Raw genomic sequence first — 23,847 nt, 5'->3', positions numbered from 1 at the left:
AAAGCGACCATCCACCCAGCGTCATGCCGGCGAGCAACAGCATCAGGGCGATGCTTTGCAGAGTCGGTGCGACCCAGCGGTTTTTTGGCAAAAGCACTGGTGCAGGCAAAGCCCCAACCAGAGATCCGTCTCTCGTCATATCAACACCCCACGCTTGTTCTCATTATTGTGACTGCATTAAACGCCACTACAACGCCATTATCTATGGTCCGTTAGTCGTGGGGTCTTGCAGCAGGTCAATGGAACGGCTCGGGATATCGCAGACGAGCAAAAACAAAGATCGCAGCCCCTGCAACCCCATATAGGAGCTGCCGAAGGCTGCGATCTTTTCAGAACGACCCGCAATCGGCGGGTCGCCTCAGGAATCAGGCCTGACGCTGGTGCTTGTCGATCTGCTCGTGACGCTCTTGAGCTTCGATGCAGTACTTGGTGGTCGGGCTGATCAGCAGGCGTTTCAGGCCAATGGCCTCGCCGCTGTCGTCGCACCAGCCAAAGCTGTCTTCCTTGATGCGCTCAAGGGCTTGTTCCAATTGCGGCAGCATGCGCTGGTCGCGATCGATCGCGTTTACCAGCCAGGTGCGCTCTTCTTCAACCGAAGCCGCGTCCGCCGGGTCAGCCGGGGTGTCCAGGCTTTCGATGGCGATACGGTTTTGCTCAATGCGCTCGTGGGTTTCGACTTTCATGTTCTGCAACAGCTCAGCGAAGAAAGCGTGTTGCTCTGCATTCATGTAGTCATCTGCCGGCATCGCCAGCAACTTGTCCTTTGTCATTGATATCTCTATAAAAAAACGTGCATTAAGGCGAAATAGGGAGCGTTCCGGCGAACCGTGTCCGGTCGACGAAAAGGCATCGTTTATTGCAAACGCCACCCGGCACTCAATTTACGAGGGGCGGCAGTCTAAGGCCCGTTTCAGGCATCAGCAACTGTAAATACAGGGAATTTGTCCGACAAAGCCCGGAAACTGCTCTGACACAAGCTTCACAACGGTCATCGGAGTGCGTTTATAGCAAGAAATTCAGTCGAGCGGCTGTATATAGAAGACAAACGGCTAACAGAACAGTCTCAGATCGCCTTTTTTTCATGCGTCAGTGCATCGTTTCAGCAAAGCAGACCCGGCAAAGCCCCACTAATATCAGGCCAAACCAGCACGCTGCGCCCAAAGGATGACTTATGCCAAGCCCCGATCTGCCGGCCTCCGACGAGCCCACCCTCGCCAGCCCCCCGATCAATGCCGAGCGTCTGCTGCAACTGATCACCGAAGAATACGAAGCCCTGCCGCGCCAACTCAAACGCATCGCCACCTACATGAGCCAGCAGAGTGACCGGATCATGGTCGACCGCATCAGCGACATCGCCCGCGAGTGCGAAGTGCACCCGTCCGCCATCGTGCGTTTCTCGCAGCGCTTCGGTTTCAGCGGCTTCAGTGAAATGCAGGCACTGTTCCGCACCGCCTACACCCACAAAGCCTCGCCGGTGCAGAACTACCAGCAACGTATCCGCAACATGATCGCCGACCAGTCGCAGCAAGCCAGCGACGGCGACCTCGCCCGCGAACGTATCGACGCCACCCGCGCCGGCATCGAACGCCTGGGCCGCGAACTCGACGACATTGCCTTCGCGTCGACCTGATCACCAACGCTTACAACATCTATGTCGTCGGCGTGCGCCGCTCCTTCGCCGTCGCCGACTACCTCGTTTACAACTTGCAACACACGCAGAAGCGTATTCACCTGGTTTCCGGGCTTTGCGGTAGCTATCGCGAGCAGATACGTAGCGTCCGCGCGGGCGATCTGGTCATCGCCATCAGCTTCACCCCCTACGCCAAGGAAACCCAACACTGCCTGCGCTACGTCCGCCAGCAACAGGCCAACCCCCTGATCATCACCGACAGCCACCTCTCGCCACTGGCCAAACGAGCGAACAGCGTGTTGCTGGTGAATGAAGGCAGCGCCCTCGCCTTTCGCTCGCTGAGCGCGACGTTGTGCCTGTGCCAGGCGTTGTTCGTGGCCGTGGCCTATCGGCTGGAATTGAATGTCGATGAGATTCACGAACAAGCCGGATTCGACGAATAAAGGATTGTGGCGAATACCTGGTACTCGCCACCGACTAGCTACTCCTTCTTCGACGATTTGAGCATTATTCCCGGAAACTGCAATGGCCCGGTCACACTGCCGTTATCCGTCTGTGGGGGTTTTGTAACGGACATTGCGGCAATGTTGAAGTGTATGCCCCGATAACCAATCACTACGGGTTCGGCAAACGCTTGTCGCAACGTGATTCCCAGTGCTGATGATTTGACGACTGAACCCGTGACGCCCGGCATGTCGGGAACGATCTGACTTACCTTCGTCCTCAGTTGCTCATTTACCTGAACCAACTCGGCGTTGATGCGGGCAATTTCTGACGCCTTCCCGCCGCCCGATTGCGCTGCGTTCTCCACTTTGGGCTGAGCCCCGGCTACCGCAGGTTTCGGTTCTTCTGGCTTAGGCTTGGCTGGTTCCTCAGCAGCGGGTTGCTCTTCAGGCTTTTGGCCAGTCAATTTTCCAAGTTGCGCTTGAAGAGATTTTTTCTTCTCACTCAACTCCACCATCGACAATGTGACGGCGGAAAACGTACCACTCATACCGTCTTCAGACGACACCATTACATCCAGTGCCCTGGTCATAAACACATCAGTGACAAATACCAAAACTGGCGAGGTAGCATTAGTTTTGTTGACCTGTGCAGCCTGCAATTGATCGGCAGCGTCGCGCATTCTTTGTAGATCGTCTTCGGTATAGCGTTTGGCGGTCTCCGCATCGAACAATTTTCTGGCAGGGAGATACATCGCACCGTAAGTTTCAGCACTCGGTACCGAATAAGAAACACTGTACTTGGAGCGCCGCCCAAATCCCAAAGCGGCCCCAATCGCGCTGCTAGTCACGTTGACTCCTATATCACTCTCCGCCAGAGAAGCAAATGTGAATCCCGGAAACGCCACCAGACTGTTAACTTGTTTTTGGTTTATCGTCATAGGGATCAAGGCGCGAGTCGTTACCGCACCGCTGCCCGACCCATCATCGTAAGTAGCCATCGACTGGAAACTGTGCCTGGGCCGAGACTCGACAATCGCCGCATCTATGTTGATGTAATCGAATTTTGTTGAGGCCAACACATAGTCAGCCGTCGAAATTTTTTCACCGACTTTTACCGCTCGTGCAATGAACAAATCCCCTACCTCTACGTTAGTCCGTGGGGGATAAATCGCTTTAATCCCGAGCTGTTCTGTATTCGTTGTCCAATTCTCCGCCACAACTCCAGGAGCCGGCTTCGAACTCCCACACCCCGCCAACCCCGCCCCCATCAGACAAAACATCAAATGCTTAGAAGCTTTCATGCGATCACCCTCCCTGCAGTATCGAAAGCACGACCTGACGCATTGAATGCGCACAGGTCGGCGCCTCAACGATTTCGGGATCATGGACTACAAGGGAGTAATACAAACGAGTACTGAATCAGAGGGTCTGAGCTCGCTTAACTGTTCCATCCCTGGTCGGTGCTGGCACTTTGACTATAGATTCACTGGCGCAACTGGCAAGGCCGGTTTGGCCCTTTATTTTCGGGTGTTTCATGACCGTTACAGCTTGTGCCGGGAAGACCGGCAGTGCCGAGCAGTAGTCAATCGACAACCTTTCCCGCTACATTCGTCACCCATCGACGGTAGCAATCAGTCACGCCAAGGAGTTGCACATGAAACTGATCGGAATGCTCGACTCACCTTACGTGCGCCGCGTGGCGATCTCCGCCAAACGCCTGGACATCGACCTCGAACACGAGTCAGTCTCGGTGTTCCGCCACTTCGAGCAATTCCAGCAGATCAACCCGGTGGTCAAGGCCCCCACACTGATCCTCGACGACGGCGTCGTCCTCATGGACTCGACCCTCATTCTCGACTACCTCGAAACCGTCGCCGGCAAAAGCCTGCTGCCGAAAGAGTTGAGCCAGCGCGCCCACGCCCTCCGCCTCGTCGGCCTCAGCCTCGCCGCCTGCGAAAAAGCCGTGCAGCTCTACTACGAACGCAACCTGCGCCCGGCCGACAATCAATATCAACCGTGGATCGAACGCGTCGAAGGCCAACTCGCCGCCGCCTTCACCGCCCTCGAACACGAACTCGAAAAACACGGCCTCCCCACCGACGGCACTCTGACCCAGGCCGGCATCACCCTCGCCGTCGCCTGGAGCTTCACCGACCTCGTCGTCCCCGACCAGATCGACACCCGACGCTACCCCCATATCGCCCAATACACCGCCTACGCCGAAACGCTCGAAGCGTTCGTCAGCACGCCGATGACCTGAACATGAGCACAACTGAAACCGCCGCACCGGCCCTCAAGGAAATCTTCAACGCCGAGCGATTGCGCCACATCGCCACCGAAATGAGCGCCGTGTACCCGGCGTTCAAAGCCAAAGCATTCCTTAAACACGCCAATGACGGCCTCGCCGACCTGTCCGTCATGCAACGCATGGCCCGCGTCAGCGAAAGCCTGCACGCCGTGCTACCGCTGGACTACGAAGACTCCCTCGAAGTCCTGCGCGAACTCGCCCCACGGCTGAACAGCGGATTCGTCAGCATGTGCCTGCCGCACTACGTCGCCAGCTACGGCGCGCACGCCTTCGATACCTCCATGGACACCCTGAAATACTTCACCACCTTCGGCTCCTCCGAATTCGCCATCCGCCACTTTCTGCGCAGCGACCTGGAACGCTCGCTGGAACAAATGCACGACTGGACCCAAGACGAAAACCACCACGTCCGCCGCCTCGCCAGCGAAGGCAGCCGCCCTCGCCTGCCGTGGTCGTTTCGGCTCGAAGCGATACAGGCTGACCCGCAATTGGCCGCCGGGATACTCGATCGGTTGAAAGCGGATGAGAGCCTATACGTGCGCAAGTCCGTGGCGAATCATTTGAATGACGTGACGAAAGTGCATCCGGAATGGGTGCTCGACACGATTGAAGGTTGGTCGCTGGAAAACAAACACACAGCCTGGATTGCGAAACATGCGTTGCGGAGTTTGATCAAACAGGGGGATTTGCGCGCGTTGACGGTGATTGGCGCTGGCGGGAAGCCTGAGGTTGAGTTGCTGGATGTGAAGGTTGAACCGGCGGTGGTAAGGCTCGGGGAAGCGATTACGTTGTCGTTTGTGGTGAAGTCGACGGTGGCGGAAGAGCAAAGGCTAGTGATTGATTATGCGATTGACTATGTGAAGGCGAATGGCGGGGTATCGGGGAAGGTTTTCAAGTTGAAGACGCTGGTGTTGGCGGGGTTTGGAGAGGTGGTTGTGGGGCGGCGGCAGGTGATAAAGGATTTTACGACGAGGAAGCATTTTGTTGGGCTGCATGGGGTGCGGGTGATGGTTAATGGGGAGGTGTTGGCGACTAGCGCGTTCAACATCATCGCAGGATGACGCGACAAAGAGATTGAGGAGATCTGGCGAAGGTTGAACAGGTGCGAAATCACGGGTGGGCCGCCTTCAGGTCATAATAAGCGGCCAGTTATGAAGGACTGCTATCGGCCAAAAGCAGACGTTCGCGGAAAGCTGCTTTCGGCCACAACCTGCCATTCGGCTCGATATTTCGACCCTTTCCGGTCCCCGTGTCTGCGAACTAAAGCATTTTTTAGCGTCCGAGTGAGGGCGGCCCATATAGCTCAGTTTCCCAGTCTTCAAGAGGCGGCGTTACTTTGAAAGATGGGTCGCAGTATGACCTTAAGTAGTCAGTCGCTCTCCTTTGGGCGTAGGTAAAATTGAGCACGTTACCTTCACCGTCCATCTCTATGACGTTCGCGAATATCGCGAAGACCATCTCAATTGCACTCGGCTCAGAACCATAAATATCGATGTACTCCACGTTTTCAAGCATGTAGTGGGTTCCACTTGCCATATAGTACGCAAACGTTCGGAGTGCTCCACTGAAATCATTACTCAGCTTCTTCATGTACATTTTCTTTTAGTAAATATTCTGGATTTTAGCGCTCATAATCAACCAACGCCTTTTTTTGCCGTTTTATTGTGATCGAGAAAGACCTGAACCGAGCAATAAGCATTAGCAATAGGTTGCTTACTGCCTGATTACGGCCGGAAGCGGACGGTCAGTAGTTGCAGCTATCGGCTAGCGTCACCGATGAGTGAAATGCTGCTGTATGAAGGCATGCTCTTCTTCGACCAGTCGAGGGTATCTGCTTTCATCAAGCGTTTCACGAAGTCGCTTGGAGTAGCCTGCCTGCTCAAATGCTATTTGGCAACTCGCGCTGTCATAGAACGACCGGAGATGGGCGAGTGCCTGATCAAATTTGGGGCTTTCGATACGTAGAAATCCTCGTACGAAGCATCGACGAACGTGATGTGCTCGTCCCAAACAGCTTCAGCTAGATCCCGGATAATTTCAGCGAGTGCCTCAACATCCACCCCCTGAGCTTCGATGCAGGCCAAGCGCCCGGGCGACCAGTCGATGACGGAACACTGTGGATATTTCCTTAGCAGTGCGGACAGCGCTTCCTGAGGAGGCTTTTAGTGGCTATACATGAAGTCAAAGTACGGTGCACTGGCATTCTGAAGCGGGTACACCAGAGCCCAGGCATTTGATTGGCCGGGAAAGGAAATATGGACATAACGATGCGCCCATTCCGGCCCACTGTGTTTGATGTGGCGAAGTACTTCGATGATCGAATGACAATCGGCTATTCGGATCATGCGATCAGGGTCAAACGTCCAGCCAGGCCCAGGCTGGGTTTCTGCGTTACTGGTCAGAGGTGCAGTCATACTTGTTTTTCTCTTCATCGCATTACCTCAGGTTCGAACGTCTGCTCTTGGCCGACAGCGGCCATTCACGAGCGACCACTATCTAAAGAACGCGATCCATCGATTACAGATTGCAAGGACAGACTGTAGGGGAAATCCCCCCCCCCTGTTTCTGACCCCTGTCCCGTCCTGAATAAGGTTTACACCTTCTGACCCATTCTCAGGAGGGAGTAATGAATACGGGAGAAAGGCGCAGTCAGCGTGATTACACGCTGACCTTTAAATTGTCGGTCGTCGATCAGGTCGAAAAAGGCGAGTTGAGTTATAAAGAGGCTCAAGAGCGCTATGGCATTCAGGGTAAAACGACCGTACTGAACTGGTTACGCAGGCATGGTCGGCAGGACTGGAGTCAAGGCGCGTCCATTCGCTCCAAGAGACCCCGTTCCATGGATGAGCCCGATAAACCCCTGACACCCGAACAGCGAATCAAAGAGCTTGAAGAAAAGCTTGCCCAAGCCAACCAGAAAGCTCAGTTTTTCGAGGCCGTCGTTGACGTTTTGAAGAACGACTTCGGTGTTTCTGTCGTAAAAAAGCGATCCGGCAAGTCCTCTCCCAAGGGCAGATCCAAGGCCTGAGCATCAGTAGGGCTTGCCAGTTCATGGGGATTTCCCGTCAGGCTTATTACAAGCGCAACCGGGCGTGTGATGCCCGGGCCCGTCATGCCCAGGAAGTGATGGGATTCGTGAGGGAAAAGCGACTTAGGCAACCGCGCCTTGGCACCCGAAAACTTCACAATCTAATGCGCACTGAGCCAGAAGTGTCCGTAAAGGTTGGTCGAGACCGTTTATTCGATATCTTGCGAGATCGGCGCGAACTGGTTCCTCGCAGACGGGCGTATCACAAAACGACAGACAGCCATCATCGCTTTCGCCGGCATCCAAACCTGCTCAAAGATGGACCGATTCAGGTAGTCGCCAAGGCGCCAGAGCAAGTATGGGTTGCGGACATCACCTACTTACCGACGCAAACGGGTGTGGCTTATCTGAGTTTGGTCACCGATGCGTACTCCCGAAAAATCGTGGGGCACCATGTACATGAAAGCTTGCACACCGAATCGGTGATCCAAGCGTTCAACAAAGCCCTCAAGCAGCGGACAACGGAACAACGTCTGGTGCATCACTCGGACAGAGGCGTCCAATACTGCTCCGAGCTTTATCAGCGGCTGCATGCCAAGTACGGCATCACCTGTTCAATGACCGATGGCTACGACTGCTACCAAAATGCATTAGCTGAGCGTGTGAATGGGATTTTGAAAAACGAGTTATTGCTGCATCGCCCCAAAGATTTGGCAGAAGCCATCCGGATGGTGGACGAGTCGGTGCAGATCTATAACAACGAGCGGCCTCATCTGTCGCTGAAATACAAAACGCCCGATGCGGTGCATCGGGCGTTTTGAGGCTGAAACAGGTGTAAACCTATTTCAGGACTAGACACCCTACCAACTTCCGTATGGAATGCCGTATTTCTCGATGTACCGCGTGGTCTTCTCACTAACGGGATACGCGTATCGCCCTTGGTTTTTTCCTTGGCTCGGCCCCAAGGGCTCTATCTCAGCTTGGGCTCTGGCCACTTTGATGGGACGGTGGCACGAATCTCGAACAAAAACCTGCACAACGCCCCCAGGTGCCAATCCCAAATAAATAGATGCGCTGTAACTGGCCTGTTGCTCCGGCGTTTCGGGGCACCGCTGATTAACCGAGGCCATCATCAGTTGTCTCGCCTCTTCGGGCACATCAACCCAAACCTGATAGGTCTGCGGTTCAACAATGGATTGCCAGCGCACGTAGATGCGCTTGGGGAGATCAGCGCCTATTACCGCTTTTGAGGCAGCGCCCACAGCGTGCCAGCCTCGGGCAGACGCTTTACCGCTTTCGGGTTCCCCACCTGCGGCCGTACCTCCTCCCGTGCGCTTGAACAGCTTGCCGCTTACGTCTTCGACGGCGCTGTCTTCAACCCACACTTTCATGTAATAGGGTTCGGTGAACGCGAGTTCCCACGACTCGGCTTTGGGATCGTTTTTGCCTGATAGCGGATCTGCAGATTGGCAACCGGCCAAGAACAATATGCATAGCAGCGTGATGCTTGGCTTCATTGGTTTACCGTTTACCAACTTCCGTAAGGGATGCCCCACCTCTCGATATAACGCTTGGCCTTTTCACTCACTGGATAGGCATACCGACCACCGTGCTTCCCCTGCTGCGGGCCGAGCGGTTCAATCTCGCCTTGGGCATGGGCGACCTTTGTTGGGTGGTGGCACGAGTCTCTAACCCATGCTTGGAGCACTCCGCCAGGGGCAAGTCCCACATACAACGAGGCCATATATCGAGCTGTTTTTTTGGGCGTTTCCGGGCAACGCTGGTGTGTTGATTTCACCATCAGTTGCCTAGCTTCTTCTGGAATTTCTATGAAACCTTTATAGGTCTTTTGTTCTGATATGGACTGCCAACGGACGAAGACGAGTTTTGGAAGGTCGGCACCCGTCACTGGAATTCCAGCCCCCCCAGCTACCCCCCAACCACGCGCTGATTCTGTACCATCTTCCGGCTCACCGCCTGCAGCGGACTTCCCGCCGACTCTGAAAAACATCCTGTTATTGATGTCCAAAACCGAACTGTCTTCTACCCAAACTTTCATGTAATCCGGTTCAATAAACCCCAACTCCCACCATGGAGATTTAGGGTCATTCGCGCCGGTGTCGGAACTTCCGGTTTGGCATCCTGCCAACAGTAAAACACCGAGCAAGGCGATCATTGCTTTCATTACCAAAGCTTCCAATCAGGTACGTGTGGGTGTTGTACGCGAACCGCGTCTTCTGTCGGAGCATTGATATATACAGCGTCAATGCCACTCCCGTCCGTTCTTCCGAGGGGATGGTTCCAATTCGCGGAGGTGTGGATGTATTTGAGCCTCAGCAGCGCTTCGTCCTCAAGTGTGGTTTTGTAATCACCCGCGAGAAATCGATCACACAAGGACTGGAGTTCTTCAGGGATTGAGTACTCGTCATCTTCGGGTATGTCGGAGAACTGAACGCCCTTTTCTTTCGCTAGTTGATGCATGACTCTCAGGTAGATTCTCGAAAGCTTACCGCTAACCGGGCGTTTGAGTTGTAGAGCTGCATATACGCGTTTCTGTCCCTGCGTGAGCCTGTCTTGGTGCTCCTGCGGAATTTCGAAGGAGGCTGGTGTGACAATTTCCAGTAAATGGGCAGGCCATCCTTTAGCGACCCACTGACGTTTGACGCGCGCAGCATCTTGATAGATCGACGTGGTAGAAACGTCGGTATGCCGCGGAACAGCAAGTGTTTGCATAGGGCTGACCAGCACACACTCTTCGACTTCATCGAGGTAGCTGCCGCCGATATCCGAATGGACTCCAGGAAAGGAGTACTCCGGATGGGCTGGTTTCACTCGGCTGAGTGCGAAATTCGCACGACATTCATCTCTGGCTACGAGATGAACAACATCTGTGAAGAACTGGCGATCCAGGTAAAGCTTCACACCGGGAGCGATAGGACTCTTCACCCGACCAAAATTGGTGAAACCGGCAATGGAAGGTACCGTATCGAAAAGCCCGATAAATCCCATTTTGATGCCGCTGCCGTACTGACTATCAAAGCTGCGGCTAAAATCTCGGGCATTTCTGTTTAGCACATTTCCCAAAGGACCTCGCTTACCTCGCACCACTTCATTTGAGAAGTGTCGCGCCGCCGCAGCTCCACGGCTAAAGCCAAACGTATCAAAGACCAGAGAGGCGATTTCACTGTCGGGATTATCTTGCAGTATCTGTTCAATAGTTCGTTCTATTTGAGTGAAGGCCTCTTGCACACGCCCCGCCACACCCGTATCACCCCGCCCCGTCCCGCCCCCCAGAACACTGTCTTTCTGATTGGTTTCAGTGCCTATTCCATCGACATAGATTGGACGCGATATGTACTTGAAAGCGCCATCGCTTTCAGCTTTTTGAGTGTTTTTATATAAAGAATGTAATTTTTTAACGTTGGTTGGGCCGGCGCCATAGCTGCTATCCGGGTCACTCATGTATGGCTTGCAACTCGCAGGAATATCCTCTGGCGCAATCGGATGCTGCGCACCACACAGCAACCCAGCAGCCGTGTTATTCGCATTATTCCCAGTGCCATCAAAGAAAACCCCAATCCGCAACGCGATCCCAATCTTCTCGGGCTCGGGCGCAGGTTCTTTCCCGTGTTTCTCATATTCCGCCCAGCGCTGGGCATGGATATCGACGGGTTTGGCTTCTTCGTAGCGGTGGTTTTTCGGGGGGTTGGGGACGTAGCCGCTCATCCTTGATTCCTTGTTCTGATCCTTGAGAACGGGCCGAAGGGTGACAGCCGAGGCTTGGGGGCGCAAGGCGTGGCCGTGTGCCAGCCCGGTTGAGACAGCGTGGTTTGACGAGGGTTTCCCCTCGTCGTGGTGGTTGGGTTATTTGGGGATTTCGACGTTGTCCAGCGCCTGGTTGACGGCCAATTCGGCAAGCATTACGACTTGCGCGATGCCTAGCGCGTTTTTGCGGTGGGAGGTGTCGAGTATGGCGGCGAAGTTGTTGAGCATTTCGCTGGCAGAGCCGAGGGTTTCGCTGGCGTTGGCCAGGAGGGATTCGGTGTCGTACTTCGGGTTGGCGAAGTACATGCGCTCGGGTTCGTTGGTGCTGGCCATGATGTGGTCGGCGGGTTTGAGGTAGTGGTCGAGGGCGCGCTCGGCGGCTTCGTGGAATTTCTTGGAGTTGGGAGATTCGTAGGGGGATGCGGGGTCGGTTACTGGCGGGTTCGGCGTTACTTTGAACATGATGAAACTCCTAGTTAGTAAAAAGGAGCCATCACCTTCGCTACCAAACGAGGGTGGCGGCCATACGCGGGTTGGTAGACCGGTAACTAGGACCCGGCACACCCGAAGGTGTCCTGCGCATGGCCACCATTGAGCAGAGACCCGACGGGGTCTGCGAACGGTGCGCGATGCGACTAGTTATGGCGGGCTACCAAACCCGATCACTGTTTTTCAGTGACCGACAAACGATAGAACCCGCGACCTAGACGCACAAGCCGGCGGATTCTGGCGTAGTCGTAGGCGATGGCGCAAGACGTTGTAGGGCATGGATGGCGACAGGAGGTTTCTTTTAAACAGTGACGTTATTTTCTGTTTAGTTAGCTTGGGGAGTGAGGGGGTGACTTGGCTGACGCCTTCGCGGGCAAGCCCGCGCCCACAGGGTTTGTGGATGACGTTGGATTTTTCGTGGCTGGGCGGGCGTCATCGCGAGCAGGCTCACTCCTACAGGGGAATGTGTTCTGAGTTACCTGCTTTGTTCAGGCTGAATTGCGTTGAATGCCTGCTTAATGCTCAGTTCTGATTGCTGATCGCTAGAAGAGGTAAAGAATCCATCGAATCCGGCGCAGGATTAACTTGTAGGACATCCTGAACAACATCATCTAGGTCATGGACGGCCAGTTCCACGTAGCGTTTGATGCGCAGTCTTTCGTAAGCCGCACTTTGAATACCATCCCAGACAAGCCAGTAAATAAACAACACAACAGCGACCAGCATGAGAGCAACAGCGCCCTTTCCCCATAAGAAAAATGACGTGGCTTTGATCACTTCAGTGGAGAGCGCAATCATCAAACCAAAGAGAGAAACAAAGCCCAGATTTTGCGAAAGCGCAGGTTTGGCGGGTGCTACGGTCAGATCCGAATAGGCAGACAACTTTCGCAGTTTGTCAGTTGTGTAACCTTCGTTGCGGATAATTTGCAGAAAGAATGCATAACAAAGAATATTTTCTTGTTCCGCCCAAGACTGCCGGTCTATGGCATGCGCATCAAATTGCGCGGGATACACCGTCTGGAAGGCTTTGAGTCGAGTGAAAAAGAGCCCGCCCGCCCACAAGGCAAGTGCTACGTAGGACATCGGAACTACCATCGGATATTTGATTCCGAAGCCTGCGAATACCAGCAGGGGTAGTGTTGTTGCCGCAGCAGCCCACATCGGCCATAACTTGCGGGCATTTTCCAGTCTGAATAGCTGTTTGTTTGGCTGTTTACGGCTCTGTTTGTACAGAACCTTCAAATCAGCCCAATCCTTGAATGTCATGACGAGTGCGTATCCTTGAGCTCGATAAGAAAAGTATCCGTGCGCCAATATGCTATGTGAATCGGCCTGCATTTGCAGCCAGCCTGGTGCGCGACAAGGGTTCTGGAGTCCGCGAACAAGATCAAAACCTCGCAGCCTTCGGCAGCGCCAGAGAATAAGGGTGAGCAGAACTATCGCGAAGGCCACTAAAGAACTGTCAGTTCTTACAGGTCACTTTCAGTTTGAGCAGGACTAGTCTGGCCTGACTGAAAGCTTCCTGAGGATTTGACCATGAGCCGTATTCGTTATCTGTTGCAGCTGGGTTTTGTGCTCTGGGCAATGCTGCCCGTCGTTTCCAATGCCGGCGCCACCTGGACGTATCTTTTTCTCGAAGCGACATTTCAATGTAATAACGGCGTCACTACGCAGGGCTACAGCGTCTACGTAGTGGGCGATCGTCCAGAATTGGGGAGTTGGGATCCGGCCAAGGCAGTTAAACTCACCCCTTCGCCCTACCCCTCCTGGTCCGGACCGATAAAATTCAGTAATGCGAAGCCCGGTGATCTTATTGAATGGAAATGCATCGTTCGCAACGAAAACAACCCTGCCGACGTACAAACCTGGCAGCCAGGCCCTAACAATCAGGTGACCATGACTTTTAGTGCAGCGCTTAAGACCACCGGCACGTTCTGAGGCGCTAGTGGACCCAGTCAACAATCAGGGAGTAACGCTCATCGCTGCCCTGCACTCACTTTTTGCCGCTAGCCAAATGATGCGCGACCAACGCATTGGCATGCCCATGGCCCATGCCATGTTCATCCTTGAGTAAAGCCACCAGTTCCATGTGTTTTTTATCACCGACACTGGCGAGCAGTTTCAGCCAGTGGTCGATGGGTTGGCCGTACTTTTTCTCGATGGAGGGGAAGTAGGACGCCGGGCCTTTTACTTTGTTGTCTTCGGTCATGCTGCACGCTCCTTGTCGGCAAGGCCTAAGAGTGGACGCGAAGTGCGGTTCCAGCAACTATCGCGCTCTGCCAGACAACACAAAAACTGTAGGAGTGACCCTGCTCGCGATCGCGGTGGTTCAGTCAAAATCGATGCTGACTGAACAGGCGTCATCGCGAGCAAGCTCACTCCTACAGGGGGTCAGCGTGAACCTGTGCGCCCCGGCAGCATCCGTACCAGCGTGTTATCGCGCACCCAATAGTGGTGAAACAACCCAGCCACTGCGTGCAGACCGATCACCCAATAACCGCTGCTGCCGATCAGTTCGTGCCAGTACTTGAGGCGTTTGGCGAGGTCCGGGTCGATGGCGACCGGCGCCGGTACGTGGAAGCCGAAGTACGGGAACGGTTTGTCGCCGGCGGCGAGCATCAGCCAGGCGAGGATCGGCGTGGCGATCATCAGGCCGTAGAGAGCCAGGTGCGTCAGGTGCGCGATGCCGGTCTGCCAGGCTGGGGGTTTGGGGGTGATCGGTGGGCGCGGGGTCAGGCGGCCGATGAGGCGCAGCCACACCAAGGCGAAGATGCTTGCGCCGAACAGGCCGTGAAAGCCCATTAGCAGGCCGCGCGCTTCGCTGCCCTTGGGCATATAGCCTTTGATTTCGACGCAGGCATAGACGCCGACGAACAGCGCCAGCATCAGCCAGTGCATCGTGATCGAGAGTTTTCCATAACGGGTTGCGGCGTTGTCGCGGGTCATAAAGATGCGCCTCGTGATTGTCGTGGGTGACGGTCGATGCAGTCGACAGTCACGTTCCTTTGGCCGGGCGAACCGACGGTGTCAGCCTGCCCGGCCAGTCTTAAGACAGTCTGAAGATCGGCTTGCAGGTTAACCTTTTTTCACCTTCAGACTTCGTTAAGAAATGGCTCGGATACTTCGCTCAAATCTTTGAGGGAGGCGTTCTGCCCATGCCCGATTTCGACTGGAACATCCCCCTGCCCCTGCATTTCGGCCAGTCCGAAACGCCGCAGATGACGCTGACCCATGCGTTGCCCGACGACGCACAACGAACGGCGTTCGAAGCGTTCATTCAGCAACGCTTTCGCAAGGCTCACGGCGCCGATATCCGCCACTTCATGCCCGAGCTGTTCGGCATGCACAACGCCGACGGTGAGCTGAGTGCGGTGGCCGGTGTGCGCCGCGCGCATCTGGAGCCGCTGTTTCTTGAGCGCTATCTGGATGAGCCGATCGAGCCGCTGATCAGCGCGGCGGCGGATCGCCCGGTGACGCGCAACGGCATCGTCGAGGTCGGCAACCTCGCCGCCAGCGACACCGGCAGTGCGCGCCTGAGCATCATCGCCATCACTTACTTGCTGGCCATGGGCGGTCTGGAATGGGTGACCTTCACCGGCAACATCGGGCTGGTCAACAGCTTCCATCGCCTCGGTTTGAAGCCAGTGACATTGTGCGCCGCCGATCCGGAGCGACTGGGTGACGAGCGTCAACATTGGGGCAGTTATTACGAAAGCAAACCTTGGGTTCACGTCGGCAACATCCGCGCCGGGTTCATCCATTTGCGCAATATCGGCCTGTTCACACGCTTGGGGCTGCCGACCTCGATTGAAGGAGCTTTCCATGTCGCTTGAACTGCAACGCTTCCAGGAAACCCTGCGCAGCCATGCCGGGCGCAATGACGGTGCGGTTGCCCTGTGGGGCGATACGCTGAAAATCGATTACACGACCCTGTACGCCGAGGTGATGTATCGCCAGGAGCGATTGCGCGATGAAAACGTGCAAGTGATTGCACTGGCGCTGGATAACGGGGTCGATGCGATGCTCTGGGATTTGGCCGTGCTGTTCGAAGGCCTGACCTGTGTGACGCTGCCGCCGTTTTTCAGCCCGGCGCAACGTGCCCATTGTCTGGAGCAGAGTCAGGCCGAACGGGTGATTGCCGAGCCGGAGCTGGAAGCCGAATTACTCGCGGGTGGATACGTGAAAAACGGCGAGTTCTGGTGCCGCTCGTTCAGCGGCCCGAGCCGCATGCCCGCCGGCACCGCCAAACTGACGTTTACCTCCGGCACCACCGGCACACCCAAAGGCGTGTGCCTGAGCGCCGAGAGTTTGTTGCGGGTGGCGCGTGAGCTGCATCAGGCGAGCGAACCCACCAATCCTGAGCATCATCTGGCCCTGCTGCCGCTGGCGATTCTGCTGGAAAACCTCGGCTGTTATGCGGCGCTGTATGCCGGTGCGATGTTGAGCCTGCCGAGCCAGAAAACCCTCGGGATTCAGGGCGCCAGCGGCGTCGATGTGCCGCGCTTGCTCGGCTATCTGGCCAGCCGTGCGCCGGAGAGTCTGATTCTGGTGCCGCAGTTGTTGCTGTTGCTGGTCAGCGCCGCCGAACAGAAAGCCTTCGCCCCCCAAAAACTGCGCTTTGCCGCTGTCGGTGGCGCACGGGTTTCCGAAGATTTGCTGCACCGCGCACAACGGGTCGGCCTGCCGGTTTTTGAAGGGTATGGTTTGTCCGAATGTGCGTCGGTGGTCTGCCTTAATCGCCCCGGTGCGCAACGTCCGGGAAGCGTTGGCCGGCCCTTGCCGCATGTTGAAGTGCGCTTGGCCGAGGACGGCGAAGTGCTGATCAAGGGCTCGCCGCTGTTGGGTTATCTGGGCGATGCGCCGCATGCCGAAGAGTGGTGGCCAAGCGGCGACCTGGGCGAGTTCGATCCGGAAGGTTTTCTCTACCTCAAGGGCCGCAAGAAACATCAGTTCGTCACCAGTTTCGGGCGCAACGTCAACCCGGAATGGGTCGAGTCGGAGCTGACCCAGCGCCGCCACATCGCCCAAGCGTTTGTTTATGGCGAGGCGATGCCGGAGAACCACGCGCTGCTATGGCCGCACCGCGCCGAATGCAGCGATGCGGAGCTGGCCGCCGCCGTCGCCGAAGCCAACGAGGCCTTGCCCGATTACGCCCAGGTACACCGCTGGACGCGTCTATCCCAACCTTTCAGCTCCGCCAATGGTCTGCTCACCGCCAATGGCCGCCCGCGCCGCGAAGCCATCGTCGCGCACTACCACACCCAATTGACTGAATCCGTTATCTGCGAGGAATCCGCGTTATGAATTTTTTCGACACCCTGCAAGAAGCCACGCAGCAGGAACGCCACGAGTTGTTCAACTTGCCGATCATCCTTGATGCCTTGCAAGGCAAAGTCAGCCTTGAGAGTTATCGGGCATTTCTTGCGCAGGCCTATTACCACGTGCGCCACACCGTGCCGTTGATGATGGCGTGCGGTGCGCGTCTGCCGACACGTCTGGAATGGCTGCGCAAAGCGGTGTGCGAGTACATCGAGGATGAATACGGCCATGAACAGTGGGTGCTCAACGACATTGCTGCGTGTGGCGGTGATCGCGATGCCGTGCGCGATGGGCAGCCGTCGCTGTCGATCGAGTTGATGGTCAGCTTCCTCTACGACCTGATCGCCCGGGGCAATCCGGTGGGTCTGTTCGGCATGGTCAATGTGCTTGAAGGCACCAGCATTGCCTTGGCCACACACGCGGCGGGCAGTATTCGCGAGCGTCTGGCGTTGCCGGAAACGGCGTTCAGTTACTTGAGCTCCCACGGTTCGCTGGACATCGAGCACATGCAGACTTACCGCCGACTGATGAACAAACTGGAAGATCCAGAAGATCAGGCGGCGGTGATTCACGCTTCGAAAGTCGTCTATCGTCTGTACACCGACATGTTTCGTGGCTTGCCGCGCAACACGGAGGCTCAATATGCAGCTGCGTGAAGCACGTGTTGTGTTGACCGGTGCCAGTGGCGGCATCGGCATGGCCATCGCCAATGCCTTGTGCGCCGCCGGCGCGCGGGTGCTGGCCGTGGCCCGACATCAAGAAGCGCTGCTGCCGCTGCTGGAGCGTTATCCGCAAAACCTGTGCTGGGTCGCCGCCGACCTGACCTACCTCAGCGACCGACGCAAAGTGCTGGCCGCCGCCGAAGCCATCGGCGGCATCAACCTGCTGATCAACGCGGCCGGAGTCAACCACTTCGCCATGCTTGAGCAGCTCGACGACAACGACATCAACGCGATGCTGGCGGTGAACATCAGCGCGCCGATCTGCCTGACCAAGCTGTTGCTGCCAATGCTCAAGCAGGCCGACAGCGCGATGGTGGTCAACGTTGGCTCGACCTATGGCTCGATCGGCTACCCCGGTTACGCCAGTTATTGCGCGACCAAGTTTGCCCTGCGCGGGTTTTCCGAAGCGCTGCGCCGGGAGTTGGCCGATACCCGGGTCAGCGTGCTGTATGTCGCGCCACGCGCCACCCGCACATCGATGAACAGCGCGGCGGCGCAAGCCTTGAACGATGCGCTCAAAGCCAACGTCGATGACCCACAAACCGTCGCCGCAGCGGTGATTCACGCGATTGCCGGAGACCGTCGCGACCTGTATCTGGGCTGGCCGGAACGTTTCTTCGTGCGCCTCAACAACCTGCTGCCGCATCTGGTTGATCGGGGTCTGCGCAAGCAGTTGCCGCTGATCCGCCGCCTCAGTGAAAAACCTGAAAACGAGACCCTCAAGCCATGAAAAAACTTTCCGCATGCCTGTTGTTGGCCGCCCTGAGTCAAAGCGTCTGGGCGCTGGACTCCGCCGATCAGCAACGCCTCACCGGCATCCAGCAGAGCTGGGCGCACATCCAATACGAAGTGGCGGAAAAACAGCGCGCCACCGCCTTCGAACAACTCTCAGCCGAGGCAACGGCCTTCACCACGCAACGCCCGGCCGTGGCCGAAGCCTGGATCTGGAAAGGCATCGTCACCAGCAGTTGGGCCGGTGCCGAAGGTGGGCTCGGTGCCTTGAGCAAAGCCAAGGACGCCAAGGCTGATCTGGAAAAATCCCTGACGCTTGACCCCAAAGCCTTGCAAGGTTCGGCCTACACCAGCCTCGCCGCGCTGTATGACCGCGTGCCGGGCTGGCCGATCGGTTTCGGTGACAGCGACAAGGCTGAGCAACTGCTCAAGCAGGCGCTGCAACTCAATCCCAACGGCATCGATAGCCTGTACTTCTGGGGCGATCACCTCTACCGTGAAAAACGCTACGCTGAAGCGAAAGGGGCGTTGCAAAAAGCCCTGCAAGCCGCGCCGCGTCCGGGCCGGGAAAGCGCCGACGCCGGGCGTCGCAAAGAGATCGCCGCCCTGCTGGTGGACGTCAACAAGAAACTCGACTGACAGGAGTCCGCGTGCGTTTATTACTGATTGAGGATGACGTGGCGCTCGGTGAAGGCATTCATCAGGCGCTGGGGCGTGAGGGTTACACCGTCGATTGGCTCAAGGACGGCAGCAGCGCGTTGCATGCGCTGCTCAGTGAAACCTTCGACGTGGCGGTGCTCGATCTCGGCCTGCCGCGCATGGACGGCCTCGAAGTGCTGCGCCGTCTGCGCGACAGCGGCTCGAATTTGCCGGTGCTGATTCTCACTGCCCGCGATGCTACCGAGGATCGCATCGCCGGGCTCGACGCCGGGGCCGATGATTATCTGGTCAAGCCGTTCGATCTGGCCGAACTCAAGGCGCGGTTGCGTGCCTTGTTGCGACGCAGCGCCGGGCGCGCCCAGGCGCTGATCGAACACGCTGGCATCAGCCTCAACCCTGGCACCCAGCAGGTCAGCTATCAGGGCCAACCCGTGGCGCTGACGCCCAAGGAATATCAGTTGCTGCACGAATTGCTCTCGCCGCCGGGCCGTGTAATGACCCGCGATCAACTGATTCAGTTGCTCTACGGCTGGAATGAAGAGGCGGAAAGCAACACCCTGGAAGTCCACATCCATCACCTGCGCAAGAAATTCTCCACCGACCTGATCCGCACCATTCGTGGCGTGGGCTATCTGGTGGAGGAGCGTCGATGACCTCGATCCGCCGTCGTACGCTGACGCTGATCATCGGCCTGTTGCTGGCCGGTCTGGCGGTGCTCAGCACGTTCAATGTGCATGACAGCAACCACGAAATCGCCGAAGTCTACGACGCGCAACTGGCGCAAAACGCCCGGTTGCTGCAAGGCGTGATGCGCATGCCAATGGACAGTACCGAGCACGCGCAGTTGTATCAGGCGTTCAATCAGGCCCTGGGCGAAGCCAAGCCCCGGGTCGATGGTCATCCGTACGAAAGCAAAATCGCTTTTCAGGTGTGGGATCCCAAGGGTGAGGTGCTGGTGCATACCGCCAGCGCGCCCTCCTTCACCGCACCGCCGACCCAACCGGGTTTCAGCGATGTGCGGGATTTGAAGGGTCGGCAATGGCGGGCGTTCATGCTGGAGGACAAGCAGAACAGCCTGCGCATCTGGGTCGGCGAACGCGATGACGTGCGCTCAGATCTGGTCGACCGCATCGTCCGTCACACTTTATGGCCAAACGTGATCGGCAGCCTGATCCTCGCGGCCATGATCTGGCTGGCCATCGGTTGGGGCCTCAAGCCGCTGGCGGACATGGCCGCGACCCTGCGCGCCCGCCATAGCGGCTCGCTGGAACCGCTGCAACTGACACCGCTGCCCAGCGAACTGGAACCGATGCAGGCGGCGCTCAACCGCATGCTCGCGCAGATCCAGGAAGTGCTCGGCCGCGAACGCCGCTTCATCGCCGACGCCGCCCACGAAATGCGCACGCCGCTGGCGGTGCTGCGGGTGCATGCGCAAAACCTGCTTGAGGCCGGCACCGAACAAGAGCGCCGCGAATCCCTGGAATTTCTGATCGTCGGCGTCGACCGCACCAGCCGTCTGGTCAATCAGTTACTGACCATGGCGCGCCTGGAACCCAAACCCAACCCGCCGCCACTGCAACGCATCGACCTCAGCGAAACCGTACGCAACAGCCTGGTGCAACTGACACCGTGGTTGCTGAGCAAACAGCTGGAGCTGGCTTTCGAAGACAGCGCCGAACCGCTCCACGTCATGGCCAGCACCGCTGCCATCGACATTGCCCTGAACAACCTGATCACCAACGCCGCCAACTTCTCCCCGGAACACGGCGTGATCACCGTGACGCTGACTCAGGCCGACGGTTTCTGCCATTTGAGTGTCGAGGATCAGGGGCCGGGCATTGATGAGGAAGATCGAGAGCGGCTGTTCGAAAGGTTCTACAGTCGCGGCAATGCCCAGGGCGCGGGATTGGGGCTGACTATCGTCAACACCATCGCGACGCGGCTGGGTGGGCGGATTACGTTGGTCAATCGGGCTGAGGGTGGGTTGCGGGCGACGTTGTCGATGCCTGGCGCACAATCGCGCCCCGCAGCACAACGTATCACCCGCGAGCTACCACAGGGCTGAGTACGCAGCGCAATCCTGGCCGATTCTGATTGGCCGGCCTGCCCGTTCGTCACTTGAGCGGGCAATCGGGCAAATCAACGGCATGCGACCAGCCCACACACCTATGCTTGGTGAACCTTCCAAGGCGTCCTCGCTAATGCCTGAAACTCGTCCTCTGAACATTCAATACCTCAAGACTGCGTGCTCGAGTTGCAGCGTTGTGGAACTGTGCCTGCCGATTGGCCTGACCGGAAAGGAAGTCGAACGCCTGGATACGCTGATCGTGCAGCGTTCCAGGATCAAGAAAGGCGCGGCGCTGTATCGCGCAGGCGATCCGTTGCGCTCGCTCTATGCGGTGCGCACCGGTTCGTTCAAGACCAGTGCTGTATCCGTCGACGGCCGGGAGCAAGTCACCGGTTTTCATATACCCGGCGAGATGCTTGGCCTCGACGCGATCAGTCGCGATGAGCACGTGTGCAGTGCATTTGCCCTGGAGGACAGTGAAGTCTGCCCCATCCATTTCGCCCAACTGGAGAAGCTGGCCCAGACCTTGCCGTCATTGCAGCACAACCTCAACAAACTGCTGAGTCGGGAGATCGTGCGCGATCACGACATGCTGATGTTGCTCGGCAACATGAGCTCGCATGAACGCCTGGCGGCATTTTTGGTGAATCTCTCGCAACGCTTCAACATGCGCGGATATTCCTCCAGAGATTTCGTGCTGAAGATGCGCCGCGAAGAAATCGGCTCCTACCTGGGGCTGCGCCTGGAAACCATCTGCCGTGGCATCGGCCATCTGCGGGATCAGGGTTTGGTGGACATCTCGGGACGTAACGTGAAAATCCTCGACATGAGAGGCCTCAAACAACTGATCGTCGGCTGTCGGCCGACTCAGTCGCCGATCTGATCCAGATCAGATGCCCGCATCACCAACGGCGTACAAAGAGATCAGCGCAATGCACCGCGCGTTGATCTTTTCCACGCTGGAGGTCACATCATGCTCACTGTCAAAGACCACAATGATCGGGCCGCGGCTGTGTATGCCACGCACCACGGCCAATACTGGATCGAATCGCTCAAGGACGGCCGACACGTGCTGATCCGGCCGCTGGCCGAAAAGGATCGCGAACGCGAATACGCGTTTATCAAGCGCTTGTCCCCCGAGTCTCGCCACATGCGTTTTCTGGCGCAGATCAGCGAGCCGGGCACGGCGTTGCTCGATCAGTTAATGGACATCGACCAGAAGCAACGCGCAGCCTTTATTGCGCTGGTTCACGAGAACGGCGAATTGATCGAGATCGGTATCAGCCGCTATGCCGCCACGGCCGAAAAAGAATGCGAATTCGCGGTGACGGTCGCCGATGAATGGGCGCATCTGGGCCTGGCAACCTTGCTGATGGAGCACCTGATCAAGGCCGCCCGACAGAACAACTTCAGCCGCCTGTACTCCGTGGATTCGGCCAGCAACACGGGCATGCGCGAATTGGCCAAAGCCTTGGGCTTTGAAACCCACAGTGATCCCGACGATAGCCACCAGGTCATTCATCGCCTCTCTCTGTAGTACCGCAACGCAACCCGCCCCGGCCAACGGCACGGGGCGCGTTTGATCACGGTGTAATCGCGACCTTCATCACGCCATCGCGCTGATGGCCGAACAACTCATACGCCGCCTCGATATCGTCCAGTTTGAAATGGTGGGTCACCAGCGGTGACAGATCGACGCCACCGCTTTGCACCACCGCCATCAATCGGCGCATGCGTTCCTTGCCGCCGGGGCACAGGGTGCTGACGATGCTGTAATCGCCCAAACCCGCTGCAAAAGCATCGTAGGGAATGCGCAGATCCGAAGCGTAAACCCCAAGGCTCGACAACCGCCCGCCCGGGCGTAACACCCGTAATGCGGACTCGAACGTGCCTTGGGTGCCCAAGGCTTCGATAGACACATCCACCCCGCGGCCATCAGTCAACACCATGATTTGCTCGACCACGTCACCGTCCTTGAAATTGACCACATGGGTCGCGCCCAACTGCCGCGCCACCGTCATACGCTCGGCCACCGCGTCGACACCGATGATGACGCTTGCACCCTTGAGCCGCGCACCGGCCACTGCGCAGAGCCCGATCGGCCCCAGCGCAAACACTGCAACGGTGTCGCCGATACTGACCTCGCCGCGCTCCGCTCCGGAAAACCCGGTGGACATGATGTCCGGGCACATCAGCACCTGTTCATCACTCAGCCCGTCGGGGATCGGACACAGGTTGGCCAGCGCATCCGGCACCAACACATACTCCGCCTGACAACCATCAATGATGTTGCCGAACTTCCAGCCGCCGGTGGCGCGAAAGCCGTGCCGGGTGTCCGGCCCGTCCTGTGAGCCGCAGTCGCACAGGCACGCGTAACTTTGGCCGCTGGGGGTAATGGCGCCGGCAATCACGCGCTGACCTTCGACAAAGCCGCGCACTTGCGAGCCGAGTTTCTCGATGACACCCACCGGCTCATGACCCACGGTCAAGCCTTTGGCCACCGGATACTCGCCGCGCAGGATGTGGACGTCAGTGCCGCAGATCGTGGTGGTGGTGATGCGCACCAGCGCGTCCAACGGGCCTACTTCGGGGATCGGCTTGTCATCCAGCACGATGCGATCCTTTTCGACGAAAATCGCCGCTTTCATCATGGCCATGAGCGATGTTCCTGCGCGGGTGG

24 protein-coding genes and 1 pseudogene are annotated in these 23,847 nt (G+C 57.2%); 14 read left to right on the top strand and 11 right to left on the bottom strand.

Annotated features, from left to right (window positions below; translation table 11 throughout):
• Positions 1-365: 365 nt before the first annotated feature.
• Positions 366-770, bottom strand: coding sequence for a TraR/DksA family transcriptional regulator (locus tag ACA069_RS12125; protein WP_047301757.1), 405 nt, complete (start codon positions 768-770; stop codon positions 366-368).
• Between the two features lie 401 nt (positions 771-1,171).
• Here ACA069_RS12125 and ACA069_RS12120 point away from each other — a divergent pair.
• Positions 1,172-2,073, top strand: a pseudogene (locus ACA069_RS12120) (MurR/RpiR family transcriptional regulator).
• Positions 2,074-2,111: 38 nt separating this feature from the next.
• Here the strand turns inward: ACA069_RS12120 and ACA069_RS12115 are convergent.
• Entirely contained in the window at positions 2,112-3,377 is a 1,266-nt protein-coding gene (locus ACA069_RS12115; RefSeq protein WP_497617708.1) for a hypothetical protein, read from the bottom strand.
• 353 nt (positions 3,378-3,730) lie between these two features.
• Here ACA069_RS12115 and ACA069_RS12110 point away from each other — a divergent pair, with 353 nt between their 5' ends.
• Both ACA069_RS12110 and ACA069_RS12105 read left to right on the top strand, forming a co-directional pair.
• A complete protein-coding gene (locus tag ACA069_RS12110) occupies positions 3,731-4,336 on the top strand; it encodes a glutathione S-transferase (RefSeq protein ID WP_497617707.1) in 606 nt (201 codons plus the stop codon).
• A 2-nt stretch (positions 4,337-4,338) separates the two neighbouring features.
• On the top strand, positions 4,339-5,445 hold the full coding sequence (locus tag ACA069_RS12105) for a DNA alkylation repair protein (protein WP_497617705.1): 1,107 nt from the start codon (positions 4,339-4,341) through the stop codon (positions 5,443-5,445).
• 211 nt (positions 5,446-5,656) lie between these two features.
• Here ACA069_RS12105 and ACA069_RS12100 read toward each other — a convergent pair whose 3' ends face one another.
• Positions 5,657-5,974, bottom strand: a complete 318-nt coding sequence (locus ACA069_RS12100) for a DUF7677 family protein (RefSeq protein ID WP_175553718.1) — start codon at positions 5,972-5,974, stop codon at positions 5,657-5,659.
• A gap of 1,036 nt (positions 5,975-7,010) precedes the next feature.
• Between ACA069_RS12100 and ACA069_RS12095 the strand changes: the two genes are divergently transcribed.
• Positions 7,011-8,233 (top strand): IS3 family transposase gene (locus ACA069_RS12095; RefSeq protein ID WP_497617704.1). Its coding sequence is split into 2 segments (ribosomal slippage): positions 7,011-7,362 and positions 7,362-8,233, totalling 1,224 coding nucleotides; the frame shifts between segments, so codons are not numbered across the junction.
• A gap of 39 nt (positions 8,234-8,272) precedes the next feature.
• Here the strand turns inward: ACA069_RS12095 and ACA069_RS12090 are convergent.
• The 5 genes from ACA069_RS12090 to ACA069_RS12070 form a co-directional block, all read right to left on the bottom strand.
• Positions 8,273-8,929, bottom strand: coding sequence for a DUF2931 family protein (locus ACA069_RS12090; RefSeq protein ID WP_497617703.1), 657 nt, complete (start codon positions 8,927-8,929; stop codon positions 8,273-8,275).
• A gap of 11 nt (positions 8,930-8,940) precedes the next feature.
• Complete coding sequence (locus ACA069_RS12085; RefSeq protein ID WP_497617702.1) at positions 8,941-9,597, bottom strand: DUF2931 family protein; 657 nt, start codon at positions 9,595-9,597, stop codon at positions 8,941-8,943.
• Positions 9,597-11,138: a T6SS phospholipase effector Tle1-like catalytic domain-containing protein gene (locus ACA069_RS12080; RefSeq protein ID WP_497617701.1), complete on the bottom strand. Its 1,542-nt coding sequence runs from the start codon at positions 11,136-11,138 to the stop codon at positions 9,597-9,599. The genes ACA069_RS12085 and ACA069_RS12080 overlap by 1 nt, the downstream gene beginning before the upstream one ends.
• A gap of 138 nt (positions 11,139-11,276) precedes the next feature.
• Entirely contained in the window at positions 11,277-11,639 is a 363-nt protein-coding gene (locus ACA069_RS12075) for a DUF6124 family protein (RefSeq protein WP_401265461.1), read from the bottom strand.
• 549 nt (positions 11,640-12,188) lie between these two features.
• Positions 12,189-12,932 (bottom strand): hypothetical protein, encoded by a 744-nt coding sequence (locus ACA069_RS12070; protein WP_489880057.1) that lies wholly within the window; start codon positions 12,930-12,932, stop codon positions 12,189-12,191.
• 270 nt (positions 12,933-13,202) lie between these two features.
• Between ACA069_RS12070 and ACA069_RS12065 the strand changes: the two genes are divergently transcribed.
• Positions 13,203-13,604, top strand: coding sequence for a carbohydrate-binding module family 20 domain-containing protein (locus ACA069_RS12065; RefSeq protein WP_497617700.1), 402 nt, complete (start codon positions 13,203-13,205; stop codon positions 13,602-13,604).
• Between the two features lie 55 nt (positions 13,605-13,659).
• Here the strand turns inward: ACA069_RS12065 and ACA069_RS12060 are convergent, their stop codons facing one another.
• Complete coding sequence (locus ACA069_RS12060; RefSeq protein ID WP_489880055.1) at positions 13,660-13,875, bottom strand: DUF4287 domain-containing protein; 216 nt, start codon at positions 13,873-13,875, stop codon at positions 13,660-13,662.
• A 182-nt stretch (positions 13,876-14,057) separates the two neighbouring features.
• Positions 14,058-14,612, bottom strand: coding sequence for a cytochrome b (locus tag ACA069_RS12055; protein WP_489880054.1), 555 nt, complete (start codon positions 14,610-14,612; stop codon positions 14,058-14,060).
• 209 nt (positions 14,613-14,821) lie between these two features.
• Here ACA069_RS12055 and ACA069_RS12050 point away from each other — a divergent pair, with 209 nt between their 5' ends.
• The 9 genes from ACA069_RS12050 to ACA069_RS12010 all read left to right on the top strand — a co-directional run bounded on the left by ACA069_RS12050 (position 14,822) and on the right by ACA069_RS12010 (position 22,704).
• Positions 14,822-15,499 carry a thermostable hemolysin gene (locus ACA069_RS12050; protein ID WP_497617699.1) on the top strand — a complete coding sequence of 226 codons (678 nt, stop codon included), beginning with the start codon at positions 14,822-14,824 and terminating at the stop codon, positions 15,497-15,499.
• Positions 15,489-16,970, top strand: a complete 1,482-nt coding sequence (locus tag ACA069_RS12045; protein ID WP_497617698.1) for an AMP-binding protein — start codon at positions 15,489-15,491, stop codon at positions 16,968-16,970. Before ACA069_RS12050 ends, ACA069_RS12045 begins: the two co-directional genes overlap by 11 nt.
• The gene (locus tag ACA069_RS12040) at positions 16,967-17,641 is read left to right on the top strand and encodes an iron-containing redox enzyme family protein (protein WP_497617697.1); all 675 of its coding nucleotides are present in this window, start codon (positions 16,967-16,969) and stop codon (positions 17,639-17,641) included. Before ACA069_RS12045 ends, ACA069_RS12040 begins: the two co-directional genes overlap by 4 nt.
• Positions 17,628-18,437, top strand: a complete 810-nt coding sequence (locus tag ACA069_RS12035) for an SDR family oxidoreductase (protein ID WP_489880050.1) — start codon at positions 17,628-17,630, stop codon at positions 18,435-18,437. The genes ACA069_RS12040 and ACA069_RS12035 overlap by 14 nt, the downstream gene beginning before the upstream one ends.
• Positions 18,434-19,078, top strand: a complete 645-nt coding sequence (locus ACA069_RS12030) for a tetratricopeptide repeat protein (RefSeq protein WP_497617696.1) — start codon at positions 18,434-18,436, stop codon at positions 19,076-19,078. Before ACA069_RS12035 ends, ACA069_RS12030 begins: the two co-directional genes overlap by 4 nt.
• Positions 19,079-19,089: 11 nt before the next feature.
• Entirely contained in the window at positions 19,090-19,752 is a 663-nt protein-coding gene (locus ACA069_RS12025) for a response regulator (protein WP_047295015.1), read from the top strand.
• Positions 19,749-21,164, top strand: coding sequence for an ATP-binding protein (locus ACA069_RS12020; protein ID WP_497617695.1), 1,416 nt, complete (start codon positions 19,749-19,751; stop codon positions 21,162-21,164). Before ACA069_RS12025 ends, ACA069_RS12020 begins: the two co-directional genes overlap by 4 nt.
• 136 nt (positions 21,165-21,300) lie before the next feature.
• The gene (fnr, locus tag ACA069_RS12015) at positions 21,301-22,050 is read left to right on the top strand and encodes a fumarate/nitrate reduction transcriptional regulator Fnr (RefSeq protein ID WP_497617694.1); all 750 of its coding nucleotides are present in this window, start codon (positions 21,301-21,303) and stop codon (positions 22,048-22,050) included.
• 90 nt (positions 22,051-22,140) lie between these two features.
• Positions 22,141-22,704, top strand: a complete 564-nt coding sequence (locus ACA069_RS12010; protein ID WP_497617693.1) for a GNAT family N-acetyltransferase — start codon at positions 22,141-22,143, stop codon at positions 22,702-22,704.
• A 46-nt stretch (positions 22,705-22,750) separates the two neighbouring features.
• On the opposite strand, the gene ACA069_RS12005 is transcribed toward ACA069_RS12010, so the two are convergent.
• Positions 22,751-23,824, bottom strand: coding sequence for an NAD(P)-dependent alcohol dehydrogenase (locus ACA069_RS12005; protein WP_497617692.1), 1,074 nt, complete (start codon positions 23,822-23,824; stop codon positions 22,751-22,753).
• Between the last annotated feature and the right edge of the window lie 23 nt (positions 23,825-23,847).

The organism is Pseudomonas sp. LBUM1652, from assembly GCF_059716105.1.
This window is presented reverse-complemented; position numbering and strand designations above follow the sequence as displayed.

Coding starts and splice junctions, on each gene's coding strand:
- ACA069_RS12110 (WP_497617707.1), top strand. CDS start 3,731: ATGAAACTGATCGGAATGCTCGACTCACCTTACGTGCGCCGCGTGGCG.
- ACA069_RS12100 (WP_175553718.1), bottom strand. CDS start 5,974: ATGAAGAAGCTGAGTAATGATTTCAGTGGAGCACTCCGAACGTTTGCG.
- ACA069_RS12085 (WP_497617702.1), bottom strand. CDS start 9,597: ATGAAAGCAATGATCGCCTTGCTCGGTGTTTTACTGTTGGCAGGATGC.
- ACA069_RS12125 (WP_047301757.1), bottom strand. CDS start 770: ATGACAAAGGACAAGTTGCTGGCGATGCCGGCAGATGACTACATGAAT.
- ACA069_RS12045 (WP_497617698.1), top strand. CDS start 15,489: ATGTCGCTTGAACTGCAACGCTTCCAGGAAACCCTGCGCAGCCATGCC.
- ACA069_RS12005 (WP_497617692.1), bottom strand. CDS start 23,824: ATGGCCATGATGAAAGCGGCGATTTTCGTCGAAAAGGATCGCATCGTG.
- ACA069_RS12030 (WP_497617696.1), top strand. CDS start 18,434: ATGAAAAAACTTTCCGCATGCCTGTTGTTGGCCGCCCTGAGTCAAAGC.
- ACA069_RS12115 (WP_497617708.1), bottom strand. CDS start 3,377: ATGAAAGCTTCTAAGCATTTGATGTTTTGTCTGATGGGGGCGGGGTTG.
- ACA069_RS12080 (WP_497617701.1), bottom strand. CDS start 11,138: ATGAGCGGCTACGTCCCCAACCCCCCGAAAAACCACCGCTACGAAGAA.
- ACA069_RS12035 (WP_489880050.1), top strand. CDS start 17,628: ATGCAGCTGCGTGAAGCACGTGTTGTGTTGACCGGTGCCAGTGGCGGC.
- ACA069_RS12050 (WP_497617699.1), top strand. CDS start 14,822: ATGCCCGATTTCGACTGGAACATCCCCCTGCCCCTGCATTTCGGCCAG.
- ACA069_RS12065 (WP_497617700.1), top strand. CDS start 13,203: ATGAGCCGTATTCGTTATCTGTTGCAGCTGGGTTTTGTGCTCTGGGCA.
- fnr (WP_497617694.1), top strand. CDS start 21,301: ATGCCTGAAACTCGTCCTCTGAACATTCAATACCTCAAGACTGCGTGC.
- ACA069_RS12055 (WP_489880054.1), bottom strand. CDS start 14,612: ATGACCCGCGACAACGCCGCAACCCGTTATGGAAAACTCTCGATCACG.
- ACA069_RS12060 (WP_489880055.1), bottom strand. CDS start 13,875: ATGACCGAAGACAACAAAGTAAAAGGCCCGGCGTCCTACTTCCCCTCC.
- ACA069_RS12070 (WP_489880057.1), bottom strand. CDS start 12,932: ATGACATTCAAGGATTGGGCTGATTTGAAGGTTCTGTACAAACAGAGC.
- ACA069_RS12105 (WP_497617705.1), top strand. CDS start 4,339: ATGAGCACAACTGAAACCGCCGCACCGGCCCTCAAGGAAATCTTCAAC.
- ACA069_RS12010 (WP_497617693.1), top strand. CDS start 22,141: ATGCTCACTGTCAAAGACCACAATGATCGGGCCGCGGCTGTGTATGCC.
- ACA069_RS12040 (WP_497617697.1), top strand. CDS start 16,967: ATGAATTTTTTCGACACCCTGCAAGAAGCCACGCAGCAGGAACGCCAC.
- ACA069_RS12090 (WP_497617703.1), bottom strand. CDS start 8,929: ATGAAGCCAAGCATCACGCTGCTATGCATATTGTTCTTGGCCGGTTGC.
- ACA069_RS12020 (WP_497617695.1), top strand. CDS start 19,749: ATGACCTCGATCCGCCGTCGTACGCTGACGCTGATCATCGGCCTGTTG.
- ACA069_RS12075 (WP_401265461.1), bottom strand. CDS start 11,639: ATGTTCAAAGTAACGCCGAACCCGCCAGTAACCGACCCCGCATCCCCC.